Source organism: Burkholderia sp. Bp9090 (assembly GCF_003857985.1).
In the GTDB taxonomy this organism is placed as follows: Bacteria; Pseudomonadota; Gammaproteobacteria; order Burkholderiales; family Burkholderiaceae; genus Burkholderia.
Genome location: NZ_QTPV01000004.1, coordinates 257,205 through 276,115, shown reverse-complemented (window position 1 = coordinate 276,115; position 18,911 = coordinate 257,205). Strand labels below are relative to the sequence as shown.

Sequence of the window (18,911 nt, the reverse complement as noted above, 5' to 3'; positions counted from 1 at the left end):
TCCGTCATGTGGAGTGAAATCAGCAACATCGGCGATGCCGCGCTGACCTTGCCGGTCGCGCTGACCTGCGCCGTCTGGCTCGCGCTGTCCAACTGGCGGCTCGCGGTGCGCTGGATCGTGCTGCTCGCGGCCGGCATGAGCCTGGTCGGGGCGACCAAGATTCTCTACGCGGGCTGCGGTGTCGAGATCCCGCAGTTCGATTTCCGCGTGATCAGCGGCCATACGATGCTGTCGACGTCCGTGTGGACCGTCGCGCTGTCGATGCTGTGGCAGGCATTCCGTCCGGGCAAGGAGCCGGGCGTGGCGGCCGGTCTCGTCGTCGGCGCGCTGACGGGCGTCGCGCGTGTGTTCGACCATTCGCACACGGTCCCGGAAGTCGTCGTCGGCTGGCTGCTCGGCGCGCTGGTCGCGCTGGTGTTCCTGCGCGCCTACCGGCGGGCGCACAAGCGCGCGTTCTCGCCGCGCATCGCGGCCGTCTGCCTGCTCCTCGTGTCCGGCATCGCGTACGGGCATCGCGCACCGTTCCAGCAGATGATCGACACGCATTCCCCGCAGTTCTGCGCGTTCATGCGCACGTCCGGCGACGGGTTCTGACGGCTGTTCGTTGCCGCGCATCGGTGCGCCGGTGCCGGATGCGGTCGTCGCCGCGGCGGTGGCCCCCCGAGTCCCGTCCCATTCCTTCTTGGTTATTGTCAAAAGCCGTTTCCCGATCGTTATCGAGCCGACATCGGCGATGATCGGCTGTGCTGTGCTGTTGCTGTGCCCGCCCGCCCGCCCGTCCGCCCGTCCGCCCGCCCGTCCGCCCGCCCGTCCGCCCGTCCGCCCGTCCGTCCGCCCGCCCGTCCCGCCGCCCGCGGATCCGAAGGTCATGAGTGATGTCTATGACCGGGCATTACGAAGATTCATTTCATCGATTGGCGGCAATCGCGTACGCTGGCGTTCGTTCGAGCGGGGCCGGCAGCGGCCGGCCGCCGGATTCGTCCGGCCCGGTGCGGCCGGCTCGCTATACTCGCGCATACCGCGCGGCCGTCGGCCGGCGCACGGCAACCGCCGTCGCGGCACCGGTCCGCCGCGACGACTCACGACAGGAGCAGGTCCCATGACAATCGTTTCCACGCGCCTCGCAGGCAAGTGCGCGTACATCACGGGCGCCGCCGGCGGCCTCGGCCGCGCGATCGCGCGCCGGATGGTCGAGCAGGGCGCGCGCGTGTTCCTGACCGACGTTGCCGACGCGGCGGTGCTCGATGCATTCGCCGACGAACTCAACGCGGGCCACGCGACGCCGGTCGCGTTTGCCGCGACGCAGGACGTCCGCGACGAAGCGCGCTGGCAAGCGCTGCTCGCGCAGGCGGTCGATGCGATGGGCGGGCTGTCGGTGCTCGTCAACAACGCGGGTGTCGGCTCGATCGGCTCGCCCGCGCAGATCGAACTGGACGAATGGCGGCGCGTGATGGCGGTCAACGTCGAGAGCATCGTGCTCGGCTGCAAGCATGCGCTGTCGTATCTGGCCGAGAGCCATCCCGCATCGATCATCAACATCTCGTCGGTGGCCGCGTTCAAGGTCGAGCCGGATTTCACCGCGTACAACGCGTCGAAGGCCGCGGTCGCGTCGCTGACGAAGTCGGTCGCGATCGACTGCGCGCGCCGCGAGCTCGACGTGCGCTGCAACTCGATTCACCCGGCGTTCATTCGCACGGGGATCGTCGAGCCGCTGTTCCAGTCGCTCGGCGAACGCGATGCGACGCGCAAGCTCGCGCGCGGCATTCCGCTGCGCCGGCTCGGCGAACCGGACGACGTCGCGCATGCGGCCGTCTATCTGGCATCCGACGAAAGCCGCTTCGTGACGGCCGCCGAACTCGTGATCGACGGCGGCATGTGCGCAGTTTGACGCGCATCGATAAACACAACCGGAGGAGAACATCGTGTCGACACCCGTGAACCGCCAGCTGCTGCTGAAGACACGCCCGGAAGGCCGGGTCGGCCGCGAACACTTTTCGTTCGTCGAAACGCCGGTGCCGGCGCTCGCCGACGGCGAAGTGCTCGTGCGTGTGCTGTATCTGTCGATGGATCCGACCAACCGCGTGTGGATGAGCGACGTGCCGCAATACCTGCCGCCCGTCGCGATCGGCGAAGTGATGCGTGCGCTCGGCATCGGGCGCGTGGTCGGGTCGCGCCACGCGGGGTTCGCGCAAGGCGATCTCGTGCAGGGGCTGCTCGGCTGGCAGGACTATGCGCGGGTGCCGGCCGACCAGGCCGCGCAGCTCGTGAAGCTGCCCGCGCAGTCGGGCCTGCCGCTGCCGACGCTGCTCGGCGCGTGCGGGATGAGCGGCCTGACCGCGTACTACGGGCTGACCGACATCGCGCCGGTGCAGCCTGGCGAGACGCTCGTCGTGTCGGCGGCGGCCGGGTCGGTCGGCTCGATCGCCGGCCAGATCGGCAAGATCCACGGTGCGCGCGTGGTGGGCATCGCGGGTGGCGCGGACAAGTGCCGCTACCTGACCGAGACGCTCGGCTTCGACGCGGCCGTCGACTACAAGGCCGACGATTTCCGTGAGCAGCTGAAGGCGGCGACGCCGGACGGCGTGCACGTGAACTTCGAGAACGTCGGCGGCGAGGTGATGCGCGCGGTGCTGTCGCGGATGGTGATCGGCGGGCGCGTCGCGCTGTGCGGCGTGATCTCGAACTACAACAGCGGCCGCGCGGCGGACGACGTCGGCGTGCTGATCTCGAAGCGGATCACGATGCGCGGCTTCCTGATCCTCGACTACCGCAAGAGCCGCGAAGCGGTGCAGACGCTCGCGGGATGGCTGCGCGACGGCCGGCTCAAGGCCGAGGAAACCGTCGCCGACGGGCTCGAAAACGCCCCCGACGTGCTGAACCGCCTGTTCGACGGCGACCATCGCGGCAAGCTCGTGCTGCGCGTCGATCCGGATGCATGAGCCGTCGCGCTCGCGCGCATTGAGTCCGAATATTCCGGTATCAGTTTAGGACTTGTCTCATTTATTGTTCCGGCCGCTCTCCCTAAAGTAATTGCCGGCAAGCGGCGGCGTGACCTGCGCGTCACGCCGCCGTTTTCATTTGAGCGGCGAGAAGCGGGAAGGGAGGCGGAACATGCAGATGAAGACGACATGGGCGGCACCGACGGCGGCGCGCGATCGAACGAAGCGGCGCATCGGTGTCCGGGCGCGGATGGCGGCAGCGGGGTTCGGTATCGCGCTCGCAGTGTCGAGCGCCGGTGCGGCCGGGCACGCGGGCGCGGCTGGCATCGTGCGCTTCACCGGCGCGCTCGTCGATCGGTACGACGTGACATTCGACACGCCGTCGCTCGGGGCGTCGGGCAGCGCGAGCGCGGCGGCACTCCGCTTCGATGCGCATGGCCGGCGCTTGCCCGGTGCGCATCTGGCGCTCGTGGGGCCGGACGGCCAGCCGCTTTCGCAGCCTGCGGGCGCGGCGGTTCGCGCAACCTGGCACGATGCGCGCGACGATCGAGCCGTGCCGCTGGAAGCGGGGCGCGCGCATCGTGTCGGGCCGTATGGCGGGGTGCTGACGATCGCGGGGCCGGACATGGAAACGGGCGCCGTGGCGCCCGTCGTGATCAGGATTCGTCATCCGTGACGCGCGGCGTCATTCCCCCTGTTCGGCGCGCGCGTAGATGTCCCAGCTCGCCATGAACAGCGCAGCGACGAGCGGCCCGATCACGAAGCCGTTGATGCCAAACAGCGCCATCCCGCCGAGCGTCGAGATCAGCACGACCCAGTCGGGCATCTTCGTGTCCTTGCCGACGAGGATCGGGCGCAGCAGGTTGTCGACGAGGCCGATCACGCCGACGCAGAACGCGACGAGGATCACGCATTTCCAGATCGCGCCGATCGCGAGGAAGTAGAGCGCGGCGGGCACCCACACGAGGCTCGCGCCGATCGCCGGCAGGAGCGACAGGAACGCCATCAGCGCGCCCCACAGCACGACACCCTCGATCCCGAGGATCCAGAAGATCAGGCCGCCGAGCGCGCCCTGCACGAGCGCGACCGCGATGTTGCCCTTCACGGTTGCGCGCACAACCGTCGTGAACTTCGCGAGCAGCAGGTTCTTGTGCTCTTCGTCGAGCGGCATCGCGCGGCGCACGCGGCGGCCGATCTCGCCGCCGTCGCGCAGCAGGAAGAACACCATGTACAGCATCACGCCGAAGCTGACGACGAACTGGAACGTGTTCTGGCCGATGCTGAGCGCCTGGGTCGCCGCGAACTGGCTGATCTGCGCGGCGCCGTCGGTCAGCTTCTTCTGGATGCCGGGGATGTTGGTCAGCCCGTATTTCTGCAGCAGGTTCTGGATCGACGTCGGCAGCGCATGAATGATGTCATGGAAGTACTGCGAATAATTCGGCTGCGCGCTCTTCAGTTCCTGGTACACGTACGCGATTTCCTGCACGAGCGTCGCCATGACGAACACGAGCGGCAGGATCACGATCAGGATGATCAGCGACATCGTCACGAGCGCGGCCAGGTTGCGCCGCTTGCCGAAGCGCGCGGCGAGCCAGCGCTGCACCGGCTGGAACAGGATCGCGAGAATGGTGCCCCAGAAGACGGCGCCGGAGAACGGCGCGAGTATCCAGCACAGTCCGACGGTGACCGCGAACAGCAGGAAATAGAAGAATTTTTGGTGATCGTGTCCGCTATCCATGGATGGTTCGCGCAGATTGATGCCTGGTTTGATTGAATTTCGTTGCCTCGGGCGCGATCGGCTCGCGAACGTCACGGATGTCGCGGCGCAGCGCGGCAGGGCGGCCTGATCGGCAGTATGCCCGCAAAGGTGCCGCCATCATACCCGCCGCGCGCGGCGCACGAGAAAACGCCGCGGCCGGGGCCGCGGCGTTGCCGGGAAGCGAACCGGCCCGGGGGCCGTGCCGCATCGTCAGATGTGGAGCCGGGTGACCTTGGTGCCGCTGACCGACAGATCGCCCATCAGGCCCGCGTTGGTCAGCACCAGCACCTCGACCGGTGCGGTGGCCGTGTTGGAGTCGATCGCGCCGTTCGCGCCCATCTTCACGACCGCGACGGAGGCGTCGGCGCCGGCCGACCAGCCTTCGGACTTGCGGAACGAGTCGAGCGCATCCTGCGTCATGAACAGGAACACGATCGCCTTCGATTGCGCACCGGCCTGCAGGCCGACCGACAGCGACGACGTGTTGTAGTAGCCGACGGTGCTGCCGCCGACGCGCAGCGCGCCGTTGCCGGACTGGCCGCCGACGATGAGGCCGGCCTGCAGCACGTTCGGGAACACGAGCACGCCGCGCGATTTCGCGACGAGTTCACGCGAGCCCGGCACCGTCGAATAGAGGCGCGACAACGTCGCGTTCACGCTCGCGTCGATCGACTCGCGTTTCGACGCGCTGGCCGATGCGTTGTCGGGTTTGTTGGGGGTGGTGGTGCAGCCGGCAAGTGCGAGACTGCCGAGCATGACGGCGGCGGCGGCTTTCAGGGCGAGGGACTTCTGCATGGCGTTTCTCCTTCGTTGTCGGGGTGAGGAAGGACGGGGTGATCGCCCCGTTCAACGGCGGGAAAGGAGCAGGCCGGCGACGAACGCGAGGCCCGCGACGACACCTGCGGTCTGCCATGGATTGTCGTGCACGGCTTGCGATACGCGTTCGGCCGAATCGCGCAGCCGCGCGACCGCGGTGCCCGACGCGTAGTCGAGCGTGCTGCGCGCCTCGTCGAGCCGCGCCTGCACGCGCTTGCGCAACGCGGCGATATCGCCGTCGCCGTCGTTCTTCAGCAGGTCTTCCAGTTCATCGACCAGCCCGCGCAGATCGTCGGACACGTCCGCATGCAGGTCGCGAGCCGCCGAGCGCGTCGTGCGTCCCACGCGCCGGCCGGTGCGACGGATGTCGGACAGGCCGCGGTCCAGCTTGTGTTCGATCGAGTCGGTGAGCGCCATGGTGTTTATCCTCCTTCGATTTGATTTGCAGGCCAATTTGAAGATAAGACGAATCCCAGCAACCAATGTGATTCACATCAGCCAATTGAGTTTCGAGACAAATTTTCAATTCGCCGGCAAATTTCCCGGAAAGCCCCGCGCAATGGGGCGGGGCGGCGGTTGAAAAAATTTCGCGCTTTGGGGCGAAGCGACCAGCAAGCCGTTGGCGCGACGTGAAAGTCCGGTAAATATGGCGTCGCCCGATGCGCCAGGTAAATAGTGCCGTTGCACGCATCATGCTGATGCAATTGCACTAATCGCCCGTCTCTTGATGGAGCACGGTTTGTGCCCGCGATGGCTCAGGTGGCGCCTTCGTCCGACGCGAGGTCGATGACGACGGGATCGTGATCCGACGAGCGATAGGCATCGGGTGCGTAATAGGCCGCCCGTTGCGCCGCGGTTTTGTAATCGGGCACGGATTGCAGCGCGACCGGTTCGTCGGCATTGATGTGCCACGCATGCACGGCCTTCACGCGCGCGGCGAGCGGCGACGTGGCGAGTGCATGGTCGAGGTTGCCCGCTTCGCCGCGGAATACGTAGCTGTAGCCGGCGTTGCCGGCGAAGCGGGCGACGAGGTTCGTGTAGCCGCGCGATTCGAGCGCACGCAGCGGGTCTTCCTTCGCGTAGCTGTTGAGGTCGCCGATCAGCAGCACGCCGTCGGCCGGGGCGCCGGTCGGCGACGTGGCGAGCCACGCGGCGATGCGTTCGGCCGCACGCGTGCGCGTCGCGTTCCAGCAGCCCTGACCGTCCGATTGGTCGAGATCCGGGCCGGTCGCACGTGGGCAGTTCTTCGATTTCAGGTGATTGGCCGCGACCGTGAATGCGCGGGTGCCGCCGATGCGCCGGAACGTCTGCGCGAGCGGTGGGCGATTGCCGCCGTCGAGCGCGACGGTCGCGGCGCGCCCGACGGGTTCGATCGTCCGGCTGTCGTACAGCAACGCGACCGCGATCGCATCGCGGCCGAGTCGCGCCGTGCCGGGGTCGACCGCGCGCCAGCCGTCGCCGAGCCGCGCCGCGAGACGCTGCACGGCGCTCGCGGGGCCGTGGCCGTTGTTCGCGATTTCCATCAGGCCGATCACGTCGGCGCGCAGTGCGCGCAGTGCGGCGACGATCTTCGCTTCCTGGCGGGCGAAGACGGCGGGCGTCTTCGCGCCGCGATTGGCCGGATCGTCGAAGCCGCCGCCGCTTCCGTCGCCGTTGAAATAGTTGAAGACGTTGAACGACGCGATCCGCACGTCGGCTTGCGGATGCCGCGGCGGTGCATCGGTCCGCGGATTCGATGCGGCGTCGAAGACCGGCGCCGACGCCGGCACGGGCTGCACTCGCCACGTGCCGTAGCGCTGCTCGAGCACACCTTCGACGCCGCGCACCGTGTAGCCCGCGCGCAGCGTGTTGGCGGCGCCCAGCGCAGGCGGCGGATAGCGGGCGGTCGCGGGGTTCACGCGGCTCGAACCGTCGTCGAGCACGATGCGGTTGCGGGCATTGGCCGCCGCCTGCGCGGCGGCGTCGGCCGGCGGCACCACGTGCGTCGGCATGTAGAGGCGACCGTGGCTGAGCACGATGCTGCCGTAGCGGCCGAGGTCGTAGGTATCGCTGACGGTCAGCGTTTGCGGAAAGCGCACGCGCATGCCTTCATGCGCGGCGAATACTGACTCGCTGTCGACCGGCAGCACGAGCGCGGCCGGCGTGACGGTCTGCCCGCGCGCACAGACGGCCACGCGGCCCGACAGAGCCAGTTGCGTGCGGCCGTACTTCTGCTCGATCCTGCCGGTGACGTGCACGCGTTCGCCCGGGCGGACACGCGCGTGCGGCGCGTAGACGAACAGGCCTTCCGGGACGCCCGGCCGGTGGCGCCGCTGCGCATCCGCCTGCTGGACGAAGAATCCGCCGAAGCCGTCGGCGCCGCCGAATGCCGCGGTGACGATCGCTTCGATCGACGCGGAGCGCCCGGCCAGCGGCGACCGGCCGCCGGAATGCCGGAGGTCGGCGATTGCCGTCGTGGGGCCGCCGCAGCCCGCGCTGACCGGAGGCGCGGTGGCGGCGGCGGTGGCGGCCGGCGCTGAAAGGGCAAATGCGGCAAATGCGGCAAACGAGGCAAACGAGGCAAGCGGGGCGAGCGGGGCGAGCGGGGCGAGCGGGGCGAGCGATGCGGCGAGCGCGAGCGGCGGCGGCAGGCGTGACATGGAGTGCTCCACAGGAAGAAAATTCGAAGGTTCGGGCAAGCATCTTGACGGCAAAATCGCGTGCTGCGATCGAATTGGCCATCAGGCCAGTGTCGAACGGCCAACGATGACGGCAGGGCCGCCCGCGGCTGTTACGCTTCGCATCTGACGTGTCATTCCGGCCTGCGATCCGAACGCTTCTTGCGCACGGCCCCCCACTGGAGAGTTCCATGTCCTACATGCTGTTGATTGTCGAACCGACCGGCCAGCGCGCCGAACGCACGCTCGAGGAGGGGCAGGCGCTGTACGCGCGGATGGTCGATTTCGCTCAGACGCTGAAGGCGCGCGGCGTGCTGCGCGGCGTCGAGTCGCTCGAGCGCTCGGAGCGCGCGACGCGTGTGCAGGTGCGCGACGGCGAGACGCGCCTCGTCGACGGCCCGTTCGCCGAGGCGAAGGAAATGGTCGGCGGGTTCTTCATCGTCGACGTCGACACGCGCGAGGAAGCGATCGCGATCGCGCGCCAGTGCCCGGCCGCGCAATGGTGCACGGTCGAAGTGCGCGCGGTCGGCCCGTGCTTCCTGTGACGGCCACGACTCGGTGTTAACCCGGATTCGTCGCGCCGTACGTCGATCCGGCAGTCTGCCGCCCGTCGTAGGGATAAGGCGCCGACGAACGGACGCCCCTTTCCACCGATGACAAGGAGTGAACGATGCGATTCATGATCATGATCCGGGCGAACGCCGTCAGCGAATCCGACGCATTGCCGGACAACCGGCTGGTCGAGGCGATGACGGTCTATCACGAGGAGCTGGCCAAGGCCGGCGTGCTGCTCGATGCGAACGGCCTGCGGCCGAGCGCGCGCGGCTGGCGCGTGCGCTACTCAGGTGGCAAGGGCACGGTGGTCGACGGCCCGTTCGCGGAGACGAAGGAACTGATTGCCGGCTATACGCTGATCCAGGTGCGCTCGCGCGACGAGGCGCTCGAATGGACGCGCCGGTTTCCCGCGCCGTTCGGTGCGGAGATGGACTGCGAGATCGAGGTGCGGCCGCTGTTCGAACTCGACGACCTGACGCCCAGCGAGGCGGTCGAGCGGTTCCGCGAACTCAATGTCGGGCACGGCCACGCCTGACTCCACCCCAAGCCAATCTCACCGGAGCACCCGTCATGCACAAGATGGTTTTCATCAACCTGCCCGTGGCCGACCTGCCGCGCTCGAAGACGTTCTACCAGGCACTCGGTTTCGAAGTCGTACCGGCCTATACCAACGATCAGGCTGCCTGCATCAAGATCAGCGACACGATTTTCGCGATGCTGCTCGTGCGGCCGTTTTTCCAGACCTTCACCGGCAAGACCATCGTCGATCCGGCGACGCAGGTGCAAGCGCTGTCGTGCCTGTCGTGCGACAGCCGCGCCGAGGTCGACGCGATCGTCGCGAAGGCGCTCGCGGCCGGCGGGTCCGCGCCGCAAGCGCCGCGCGAGTATCCGAACATGTACGGCCACGGGTTCGACGATCCGGACGGCCACGCATGGGAGCTGATGGCCATGCCGCTCGATGTGTCCGCCCAGGGGCAAGCGTCGTGACGCGTGAGGCGACTCACCGTGCGATCGAAGCGGTCTGGCGGATCGAGGCGCCCAAGATCATCGCGCGCGCCGCGCGCGTGGTGCGCGACGTCGGCGTGGCCGAGGAACTGGCGCAGGACACGCTCGTCGCGGCGCTCGAGCACTGGCCCGTCGACGGCGTGCCCGACAATCCGGCCGCATGGCTGATGACGGCCGTGAAGCGGCGCGCGCTCGACCGGGTGCGGCAGGAGTCGCTGCATGCGGCGAAGCGCGACCAGCTCGGCCATGAAATGGACGCGCTCGAGGCGCACGTCGTCCCCGACATCGCGGAGGCGCTCGCCGACGCGCGCGACGACGATATCGGCGACGACCTGCTGCGGCTGATCTTCACGTCGTGCCATCCGGTGCTGTCGACCGATGCGCGCGTCGCGCTGACGTTGCGGCTGCTCGGCGGGCTGACCACGAGCGAGATCGCGCGTGCGTTCCTGTCGCCCGAGCCGACGATCGCGCAGCGCATCGTGCGCGCGAAGCGCACGCTCGCGGCGGCGCGCGTGCCGTTCGAGGTGCCGGCCGCCGACGCGCGGCCCGCGCGGCTCGCGTCGGTGCTCGAAGTGATCTATCTCGTGTTCAACGAAGGCCATGCGGCGACCGCGGGCGACGACTGGACGCGCCCGGCGCTGTGCGACGAGGCGCTGCGTCTCGGCCGCGTGCTCGCCGGGCTCGTGCCGGACGAAAGCGAAGTGCTCGGGCTCGTCGCGCTGATGGAACTGCAGGCGTCGCGCATGCATGCGCGGACCGATGCGCATGGGCGGCCCGTGTTGCTGCTCGACCAGGACCGCAGCCGCTGGGATCCGCTGCTGATCCGGCGCGGCCTCGCGGCGCTCGAGCGGGCGACGAAGCTCGGCGGCGTGCGCGGCCCGTATGCGCTGCAGGCCGCGCTGGCGGCGTGTCATGCACGCGCGCGGCACGCGTCGGACACGGACTGGGCGCAGATCGTCGCGCTGTACGACGCGCTCGCCGAAGTCGCGCCGTCACCGGTCGTCGAGCTGAACCGCGCGGTGGCGGTGGGGATGGCGTTCGGGCCTGCCGCGGCGCTGGAAATCGTCGACGTGCTGCGCGACGATCCGGCGCTCGCGCGCTATCACTGGTTGCCGAGCGTGCGTGGCGACCTGCTCGCGAAGCTCGGCCGCGCTGACGAGGCGAAGGTCGAGTTCCGCCGCGCGGCGGAATTGACCCGCAACGAGCGCGAAAGGGAATTGCTGTTGAAGCGCGCGACGGATGCGTGACGCAGACGGGCGACGCCGGTGTGCGTACACCGCGCGTCGCATCGAACGCCGGCGCCCCGCCTCCACCCGTCCCTCATTCCCGCTCCCCGCTATCGGACGGATTGAAAAAGCCTATTGGGGGATGCGAACGCCAGCGCCTAGATTAAAAGGCACGAAGCGTGCGTGTCCGGCGTACGCATCGTTCCCCATATCCATCATCGGCCCGGCTTCGCACGCGGCCGCGCCGACTCGAACGGAGGCGCACATGGCTCAACTCAAGGGCAGCAAGACCGAAGAGAATCTGAAGGCCGCATTCGCGGGCGAATCGCAAGCGAACCGGCGTTATCTGTATTTCGCTTCGAAGGCCGACGTCGAAGGCCAGAACGACGTCGCCGCGCTGTTCCGCTCGACTGCCGAAGGCGAAACGGGCCATGCGCACGGTCACCTCGAATACCTCGAAGCAGTCGGCGATCCGGCGACGGGTCTGCCGTTCGGCTCGTCGCGGCTGAACCTCGAATCGGCGATCGCCGGCGAGACGCACGAGTACACCGACATGTATCCGGGCATGGCGAAGACGGCGCGCGAAGAAGGCTTCGACGAAATCGCGAACTGGTTCGAGACGCTCGCGAAGGCCGAACGCAGCCACGCGAACCGCTATACGAAAGCGCTGGACGCACTCGTCGACTGACGCGGGCGTCGCCCCGAGGCCGCACGGCCCGGCCGGGCAGGTCCCGCGGCCGGCCGTGCGTTGATCGCCGCCCGCGCCGCGCGGGCGGCGCGTTCGCGCGCATGCGCGCCACGCTGGAGCGCCTCATGCCCCACAAGGAAGGCAGTCTCGAAGCCCCGACCCGGCATCCGCTCGACTGGCAGTCCGAAGCGTTCTACGACCAGGCCGCGATCGATGCGGAAATGACGCGCGTGTTCGACATCTGCGCCGGTTGCCGGCGCTGCGTGTCGCTGTGCGGCGCGTTTCCCGCGCTGTTCGATCTCGTCGACGACACGCCGACGGGCGACATCGAGGAAGTGCCGAAGGACGCGTTCGGCAAGGTCGTCGACCAGTGCTACCTGTGCGACCTCTGCTACATGACGAAATGCCCGTACGTGCCGCCGCATGCATGGAACGTCGACTTCCCGCACCTGATGCTGCGCGGCAAGGCCGCGCGCTACAAGCGCGGCGAGGCGCCGCTGCGCGACAAGGTGCTGTCGAACACCGACGCGCTCGGCCATTTCGCGGGCATTCCGATCGTCACGCAGACGGTGAACGCGGTCAATCGCACGCCGCCCGCGCGCCACGCGCTCGAAGCGGCGCTCGGCGTCGATCGCAACGCATGGCTGCCGGAGTTCGCGCCGCGCAAGTTCCGGCGCGCGGCGAAGCGCTCGGACGGCCCGCCGGTTCGCGACGGCGAACGCACGCCCGGCAAGGTCGCGATCTACGCGACGTGCTACGTGAACTTCAACGAGCCGGGCATCGGCCACGACCTGCTCGCGATCCTCGCGCACAACGAGATCCCGTACGAACTCGTCACGCGCGAAGCGTGCTGCGGGATGCCGCTGCTCGAGCAGGGCAATCTCGCGGGCGTCGCCGCGAAGAAGGCCGTGAACATGCCGGTGCTGGAGCGCTATGCGCGCGAGGGCTATGCGCTGATCGGCGCGATCCCGAGCTGCGTGCTGATGTACAAGAGCGAACTGCCGCTGATGTTCCCCGGCGACGAAGCCGTGCGCGCGGTGGCCGATGCATTCTGGGATCCGTTCGAGTACGTGATCGCGCGGCATCGCGACGGTTTGCTGAAGACCGATTTCAAGCAGGGCCTCGGCACCGTGTCGTATCACGTGCCGTGCCACGCGCGCGTGCAGAACATCGGCCGCAAGACGGCCGACACGCTGTCGCTCGTGCCGGATACGCGCGTGAACGTCGTCGAGCGCTGTTCCGGGCACGCGGGCACGTTCGGCGTGAAGAAGGCCTTCCATGCGGACGCGATGCGGATCGGCGCGCCGGTGTTCAAGGCGATGGCCGAGCCGAAGCCGGATTTCGTGTCGTCGGACTGCGCGCTCGCCGGCCATCACATCGTGCAGGGCATCGACGAGAAAGGGTTGCCGGCCGCGCCGCTCGCGCATCCGCTGACGCTGCTGCGCCGCGCGTATGGCATCTGAACCGGCCGCTTCACGACGACATCGACGCTATCCGAGGACATCCCATGACGCTCACCCGCGACTCGCTGCTGACGCTCGAAGCGTACGCGAAGATCCGCAAGACCGAACATGCGCGGCTCGTCGCGCACAAGCGCCGCCGCGCGGTGGCGCTCGGCAACCATCTGCGCCTCCTGTTCGAGGACGAGACCACGATCCGCTACCAGATCCAGGAAATGCTGCACATCGAGAAGATCTTCGACGAGGCCGGCATCGAAGGCGAACTGGAAGCCTATCTGCCGCTCGTGCCCGACGGCACCAACCTGAAGGCGACGCTGCAGATCGAATACGAGCACGAAGCCGAGCGGCGCGCGGCGCTCGCGCGGCTGATCGGAGTCGAGGATCGCGTGTACCTGCGGGTCGACGGGCACCCTGACGTCTATGCGATCGCCGACGAGGATCTCGACCGCGACAACGCGGAGAAGACCTCGGCCGTGCATTTCGTGCGCTTCGAACTGAGCGGGCCGATGCGCGCGGCGCTCAAGGACGGCGCGACGCTGTCGATCGGCTGCGATCACCCGGCCTATACGGTGTCGCCGCAACGCATCGCGGCGGACGTGGCCGCGTCGCTGGCCGGCGATCTGCGTTGACGCGCGGCCGGGCGCCGCGCTCCATATCGCGCGGATCGCACGTCGTCCGGCCGCGAAACGCGGCGCCCGACCGTCGCGCCGGCCGCTGTCGCCTGCCCATTACCGCCGAAGATGTAACAGGCCCGTCCACGCTTGCATGCCGGGAAACAATGTGCCTCGCCTGTCCGATCGCTTTCATTACTCGCCGAGAAACAATAAAAAGATTGTGCACGGAGAAATTTCGGTTCAAGGCAATTTGAATGATTTACCGATCCGTGAATATCTTGTTACGAAATTTTCCCTGATTTACCGATTTTGGCCGGGCATTCGCGGGGTGGTTGCCGGCAAGGGTCGGAACATGGCGGATCGCTTGCCGGGCGGGGTGCGGCCGCACCCCGCAGAGCCCCGCCAGACGGGGCTTCCCAGCGTTGCGCATAACGATCGCGTAAAAAAATTCAACGGTAAATGGATTGCGCATCCATGGCAGGTTGTTTCAGTGCGTAACATTAAGTCATTGTCATATTGAGATAAACCCTGAGGATGGTATGCTTCGTGCACAAAAATTCCCACATTGGAGTGAGACCGTGATTTGTGCGCCATTGCCGGGAATGGCGGCACCGTGAAAGTGCGGTGTCGCGCCGGCATGCACAACAAGCGGATAACCATAATGTGCAACCGGGCCGCCCCGTGACGCGATGCGTGACGGCGGCGCCGACAATCGCAGCCCCGGCCTGGCTGTGTGGAGAAACAACTATGTTCTTCGATGAGCTTAACGATGAAGAGTGGTTTCGTCTTTCAACGCTGATCGCCGACGAGCCGATTCGGCTGAACCGTCGAGGCCGTCCACGCGCGGAACCGCGCGTCGTCGCCAACGCGGTCCTCTGGATCCTGACGACCGGTGAAGCGTGGTCCAAACTGCCCGGGCGCTATCCGTCCGGGCCGACGTGCCGCCGCCGCTACGAGGAGTGGCTCGCGAACGGCACGTTGCTGCAGATGATCGACGTGCTGACCCAGTTCAGCGGGCGCACGTTCGCGTATGTGCCGCCGCCGCCGGCGCCGGTCGCGCCGGCATGCCGTGCGGAGCCGGCGCCCGACAACGATCGTCTGCGCGGCGTGTTCTGGCAGAACCCCGAGTCGTGGCAACTGCCGGTCGCGCACGCAAACGTTTGGGATGGCGAGGGCGCGACGCTGTCCGCGATGCCGAACGACGCCGCGCACGCGTCGTCCGGAGCGTCGTTCGCGGTCCCGGGCGCGCAGCCCGCGGGGCTGCGCCACGGGCGTCCGTCCGCCGCGAGCTTTGCCGCGGCCGAGCCGCAAGTCGATGAATACCGCGGCTATACGATCTGCGGCAGCGCGCAGCCGGTGCAGAACCTGATGTATCGCGCGTGGGCCGAGATCATGCAGGACGATCGGCGCGTCGAGCGCTCGGGCCTGATCGGCCCGCGCTTCACCGATGCGGAGGAAGCCGAGCAGTACGCGCTCGACTGGGCGCGTCAGTGGATCGATCGCCACGGTGCGAGCGACGAACCGGTGCGTGCGCCGCAAAGCGAGGTGCTGGCCGGCCTGTCCGCGCTGGCGCGGGCCGAGTCGGACATCAAGCGCTTCATTGCCGAGCGTCGCGCGGGCGCGCTGTCCGAGAGCCGCAACGACTCGGTGCAGTCGGACCGCCGCGAATACGCGTACCGTGTAGGTTGATCGTCGTCCGCACGAAAAGAAAACGCGCGGGCCGTCGTGTGTCACGGCGCCCGCGCGTTGTTTTTTGTCGCTTCCATTGCCCGTGATGCCGGGCGCACCGCCGCGACGGCGCGCCCGGCAGGCATTGCGTCACTGGCGTCCGTAGGTATCGTCGAAGCGGACGATGTCGTCCTCGCCGAGGTACGCGCCCGACTGCACTTCGATCAGCTCGAGCGGCATCTTGCCGGGGTTCTCGAGACGGTGCGACACGCCGAGCGGGATGTACGTCGATTCGTTCTCGGACAGCAGGAAGGTTTCGTCGCCGCGCGTGATGCGCGCGGTGCCGCGCACGACGATCCAGTGCTCTGCGCGGTGGTGGTGCATCTGCAGCGACAGTCGCGCGCCCGGCTTCACGACGATGCGTTTGACCTGGAAGCGCTCGCCCGTGTCGACCGAGTCGTAGTGCCCCCACGGGCGATGGACCTTGCGGTGATCGGTCGCTTCCGCGCCGCGTTCGGCCTTGATGCGCCCGACGATTTTCTTCACGTCCTGCACGCAGGACTTGTCGGCGACGAGCACGGCGTCGGGCGTTTCGACGACGACGAGATTCTGCGTGCCGACACATGCGACGAGCCGGCTTTCCGAATGCGCGAAGGTCGATTCGGCATTCTCGAACAGCACGTGGCCGCGGCCGACGTTCTCGGCATCGTCCTTCGGCAGGATCTGCCAGATCGCGTCCCACGAACCGACGTCCGACCAGCCTGCGTCGAGCGGCACGACGACGCTTTCGCACAGCTGCGGCAGGTTCACGAGCCGCTCCATCACCGCGTAGTCGATCGAGTTCGACGGCGAGGACGCGAACGCGTCGCGGTCGACGCGGAAGAAGTCGCCGTCGTCCTTGCCGCGTGCGACGGCCTGCTCGCAGGCCGCGAGGATCTCGGGTTCGAGCTGGCGGATCGCGTTCAGCCACACCGATGCGCGCACGATGAAGATCCCGCTGTTCCACCAGTATTCGCCGGAGGCGACGTACTGCTGCGCGAGTTCGAGATGCGGCTTCTCGACGAAGCGGTCGAGACGGCGCACGTCGAGGTTGCCGGTGCCGGCATCGCCGAGCGGCGCGCCGACGCGGATGTAGCCGTAGCCCGTTTCGGCGCGGCCCGGCACGATGCCCATCGTCGCGATCTTGCCCTGGGCCGCGCAGTGCACGCCGGCCGCGACGGCCGCATGAAAGCGCGGCTGGTCGGCCACCGCGTGGTCGGCCGGCATCACGGTCATCACGGCATCGCCGCCGCCGGCGACGATCCGCAGCGCGGCGAGCGTCAGCGCGGGCGCGGTGTCGCGGCCGAGCGGCTCGAGCATGATCGACGCACGCTTGCCGGTCAGGCGCAGTTGCTCGGCGGTCGTGAAGCGGTGATCCTCGCCGCACACGATCAGCACGTCGTCGTTCAGCGGATGACCGGTCGCGAGGCCGTCGAGCCGCAGCGCGGTGGATTGCAGCAGCGAATGATCGCCGAGCAGGCCGATCAGCTGCTTCGGATAGTGTTCGCGCGACATCGGCCACAGACGCGTGCCCGAACCGCCGGCAAGGATCACCGGCTGCACCGCGACGCGCAGGCTGGCGTCGCTGGCGGCGGAAGAAGAAGGGCGCGTATCGGCTGCCACGGCCGGAGCATTCATGATGACACTCTCCTCGATTGAAGTCAGTGCCTGTTTGTAGCATGAAGTAAATCGACAATAAAACCGGACCTTTTGCAAGATATTCGTCGCGCACGGATCCGGGAAAATTTTCCGCGATAGCATCCGCTGCAAATAAAAAAATAAAAAATAATTCGGGTGAGCGCGCTGGAGTCCTTTCCCGTAAAGGGATGCCGGGAACCGTAAAGTTTCCGAAAAAATCCCGATTCACGATCGATTCGGGAAAACGTGCCGAATTAATTCGAGAATGTCGCGGCAAGAATTTCCGATTATTTTTCGAAATACTTGTGCGCTTGAGAAGGGATTTTCTTACCGCTTCAATAGCGTCATGCAACGTTTGAATCGAAGGTGCGGCACGGGCTGCACGAGGAGCTGTTCGGCAAACGCCTGTTCAAAGAGGAAGCGGACATGTTGAGCGTGCTGGCGAGAGTCATCGATATCGCGATGGTCGTGTTGGGGGCGTTGATCGCCGCCGCGCTGCACGGCGGCAGCATCTGGCTCAACGACCTGCAGCGCACGACGGTGCTGTTCGACTGCCTGCTGGTGGTCGTGTTCTTTCCGGCCATCGGCATCTACCAGTCGTGGCGCGGCAAGCGTCTCGTCGGGCTGGTGGGGCGCGTGGCGTTCGCGTGGCTGGTGGTCGAGCTCGCGGGCATCCTGATGAGCTTCAGCTTTCACCAGTCGGGCGACCTGTCGCGGCTGTGGCTGGGTTACTGGGCCGTCGCGACGATGGCGCTGCTTGCCGGCTCGAAGACCTGCGTGCACGTCGTGCTGCGACAACTGCGCCGCGGCGGCTACAACCTGAAGGCGGTCGCGATCGTCGGCGGCACGCCGGCGGCGCGGCGGCTGATCGCGCAGATGCGCTCGCGGCCGGAAGCGGGCTTCAACCCGGTGTGCGTATACGACGAAAGCGAAGCGCCGGGCGAAGTCGCGCTCGACGACGTGCGCATCGAGCGGCAGTTCGAATCGCTGGTGTGGCTGGTGCGCAGCCGCGCGATCAGCGAGCTGTGGCTCACGCTGCCGATCACGGAGGAGCGCCGGATTCACCAGATCGTGACGGTGTTCCGCCACGACTTCGTGAATATCCGTTTCATCCCGGACGTGCGCACGCTGTCGTTCTTCAACCAGGAAGTGGTCGAGGTGCTCGGCGTGCCGGCGATCAACCTCGCGGCGTCGCCGATCACCGACGTGCGGATCCTGCCGAAGTTCGTGTTCGACCGGCTGTTCGCGCTGGCGGCGCTCACGGCGCTCGCGCCGGTGATGGTGCTGATCGCGTGCCTGATCAAGCTCACGTCGCGCGGGCCGGTGTTCTTCCGCCAGAAGCGCAAGGGCATCGACGGGCACGAGTTCGAGATCTACAAGTTCCGCTCGATGAAAGTGCATCACGAAGTCGCGGGACAGGTCACGCAGGCGACCAAGAACGACACGCGCGTGACGCCGGTCGGGCGGTTCCTGCGCCGCACGAGCCTCGACGAACTGCCGCAGTTCATCAACGTGCTGAAGGGCGAGATGTCGGTCGTCGGCCCGCGGCCGCACGCGCTCGCGCACGACGACATCTACAAGGATCTGGTGAAGGGCTACATGTTCCGCTACCGGATCAAGCCGGGCATCACCGGCTGGGCACAGATCAACGGCTTTCGCGGCGAGACCGACCAGATCGAGAAGATGATGGGACGCGTGAAGCTCGATCTGTACTACATGCAGAACTGGTCGTTCTGGCTCGACATCAAGATCGTCGTGCTGACGCTCTGGAAAGGCTTCACCGGCAGCAACGCTTACTGACGCGCAACGCGCGCGGACACCCCGGTTTCACGAATTTCGAATCATTG

The 18,911-nt window shown here is 67.4% G+C and carries 19 protein-coding genes; 14 read left to right on the top strand and 5 right to left on the bottom strand.

Annotated features, from left to right (window positions below; genetic code table 11):
- The first annotated feature begins 6 nt into the window (after positions 1-6).
- The 4 genes from DIE16_RS06395 (at position 7) to DIE16_RS06375 (ending at position 3,615) form a co-directional block, all read left to right on the top strand.
- Positions 7-594, top strand: a complete 588-nt coding sequence (locus tag DIE16_RS06395; RefSeq protein WP_124522618.1) for a phosphatase PAP2 family protein — start codon at positions 7-9, stop codon at positions 592-594.
- A 505-nt stretch (positions 595-1,099) separates the two neighbouring features.
- A complete protein-coding gene (locus DIE16_RS06385; RefSeq protein ID WP_124486474.1) occupies positions 1,100-1,888 on the top strand; it encodes an SDR family oxidoreductase in 789 nt (262 codons plus the stop codon).
- Between the two features lie 34 nt (positions 1,889-1,922).
- Entirely contained in the window at positions 1,923-2,939 is a 1,017-nt protein-coding gene (locus DIE16_RS06380) for an NADP-dependent oxidoreductase (protein ID WP_124486473.1), read from the top strand.
- Between the two features lie 172 nt (positions 2,940-3,111).
- Positions 3,112-3,615, top strand: a complete 504-nt coding sequence (locus DIE16_RS06375) for a thioesterase (RefSeq protein ID WP_124486472.1) — start codon at positions 3,112-3,114, stop codon at positions 3,613-3,615.
- Positions 3,616-3,624: 9 nt separating this feature from the next.
- Here DIE16_RS06375 and DIE16_RS06370 read toward each other — a convergent pair whose 3' ends face one another.
- From DIE16_RS06370 to DIE16_RS06355, 4 genes are all read right to left on the bottom strand, one after another.
- Positions 3,625-4,677, bottom strand: coding sequence for an AI-2E family transporter (locus DIE16_RS06370; RefSeq protein ID WP_044846613.1), 1,053 nt, complete (start codon positions 4,675-4,677; stop codon positions 3,625-3,627).
- A gap of 231 nt (positions 4,678-4,908) precedes the next feature.
- A complete protein-coding gene (locus DIE16_RS06365) occupies positions 4,909-5,493 on the bottom strand; it encodes a YSC84-related protein (RefSeq protein WP_124486471.1) in 585 nt (194 codons plus the stop codon).
- Between the two features lie 51 nt (positions 5,494-5,544).
- Positions 5,545-5,931: a YqjD family protein gene (locus DIE16_RS06360; protein ID WP_044846611.1), complete on the bottom strand. Its 387-nt coding sequence runs from the start codon at positions 5,929-5,931 to the stop codon at positions 5,545-5,547.
- Between the two features lie 338 nt (positions 5,932-6,269).
- Positions 6,270-8,153, bottom strand: coding sequence for an ExeM/NucH family extracellular endonuclease (locus DIE16_RS06355; RefSeq protein ID WP_124892041.1), 1,884 nt, complete (start codon positions 8,151-8,153; stop codon positions 6,270-6,272).
- 209 nt (positions 8,154-8,362) lie between these two features.
- Here DIE16_RS06355 and DIE16_RS06350 point away from each other — a divergent pair, with 209 nt between their 5' ends.
- The 9 genes from DIE16_RS06350 to DIE16_RS06310 all read left to right on the top strand — a co-directional run bounded on the left by DIE16_RS06350 (position 8,363) and on the right by DIE16_RS06310 (position 15,408).
- On the top strand, positions 8,363-8,716 hold the full coding sequence (locus DIE16_RS06350; RefSeq protein ID WP_044846610.1) for a YciI family protein: 354 nt from the start codon (positions 8,363-8,365) through the stop codon (positions 8,714-8,716).
- Positions 8,717-8,841: 125 nt separating this feature from the next.
- On the top strand, positions 8,842-9,261 hold the full coding sequence (locus DIE16_RS06345; RefSeq protein WP_044846609.1) for a YciI family protein: 420 nt from the start codon (positions 8,842-8,844) through the stop codon (positions 9,259-9,261).
- 35 nt (positions 9,262-9,296) lie between these two features.
- Positions 9,297-9,713: a VOC family protein gene (locus DIE16_RS06340; RefSeq protein ID WP_124486469.1), complete on the top strand. Its 417-nt coding sequence runs from the start codon at positions 9,297-9,299 to the stop codon at positions 9,711-9,713.
- The gene (locus tag DIE16_RS06335; protein ID WP_124892040.1) at positions 9,710-10,978 is read left to right on the top strand and encodes an RNA polymerase sigma factor; all 1,269 of its coding nucleotides are present in this window, start codon (positions 9,710-9,712) and stop codon (positions 10,976-10,978) included. The genes DIE16_RS06340 and DIE16_RS06335 overlap by 4 nt, the downstream gene beginning before the upstream one ends.
- A gap of 244 nt (positions 10,979-11,222) precedes the next feature.
- On the top strand, positions 11,223-11,645 hold the full coding sequence (locus DIE16_RS06330; protein WP_040140994.1) for a rubrerythrin family protein: 423 nt from the start codon (positions 11,223-11,225) through the stop codon (positions 11,643-11,645).
- A 125-nt stretch (positions 11,646-11,770) separates the two neighbouring features.
- On the top strand, positions 11,771-13,108 hold the full coding sequence (locus DIE16_RS06325) for a heterodisulfide reductase-related iron-sulfur binding cluster (RefSeq protein ID WP_124486467.1): 1,338 nt from the start codon (positions 11,771-11,773) through the stop codon (positions 13,106-13,108).
- A gap of 44 nt (positions 13,109-13,152) precedes the next feature.
- Positions 13,153-13,734 (top strand): DUF3501 family protein, encoded by a 582-nt coding sequence (locus tag DIE16_RS06320; protein ID WP_124486466.1) that lies wholly within the window; start codon positions 13,153-13,155, stop codon positions 13,732-13,734.
- 151 nt (positions 13,735-13,885) lie between these two features.
- The gene (locus DIE16_RS06315; RefSeq protein ID WP_185735454.1) at positions 13,886-14,239 is read left to right on the top strand and encodes a hypothetical protein; all 354 of its coding nucleotides are present in this window, start codon (positions 13,886-13,888) and stop codon (positions 14,237-14,239) included.
- A gap of 227 nt (positions 14,240-14,466) precedes the next feature.
- Complete coding sequence (locus DIE16_RS06310; RefSeq protein ID WP_124486465.1) at positions 14,467-15,408, top strand: transposase; 942 nt, start codon at positions 14,467-14,469, stop codon at positions 15,406-15,408.
- Positions 15,409-15,537: 129 nt separating this feature from the next.
- Here the strand turns inward: DIE16_RS06310 and DIE16_RS06305 are convergent, their stop codons facing one another.
- Positions 15,538-17,064: a mannose-1-phosphate guanylyltransferase/mannose-6-phosphate isomerase gene (locus tag DIE16_RS06305; protein WP_124522628.1), complete on the bottom strand. Its 1,527-nt coding sequence runs from the start codon at positions 17,062-17,064 to the stop codon at positions 15,538-15,540.
- A gap of 426 nt (positions 17,065-17,490) precedes the next feature.
- On the opposite strand from DIE16_RS06305, the gene DIE16_RS06300 reads away from it, so the two are divergent.
- Complete coding sequence (locus DIE16_RS06300) at positions 17,491-18,864, top strand: undecaprenyl-phosphate glucose phosphotransferase (protein WP_124892039.1); 1,374 nt, start codon at positions 17,491-17,493, stop codon at positions 18,862-18,864.
- The last annotated feature ends 47 nt before the right edge of the window (positions 18,865-18,911 follow it).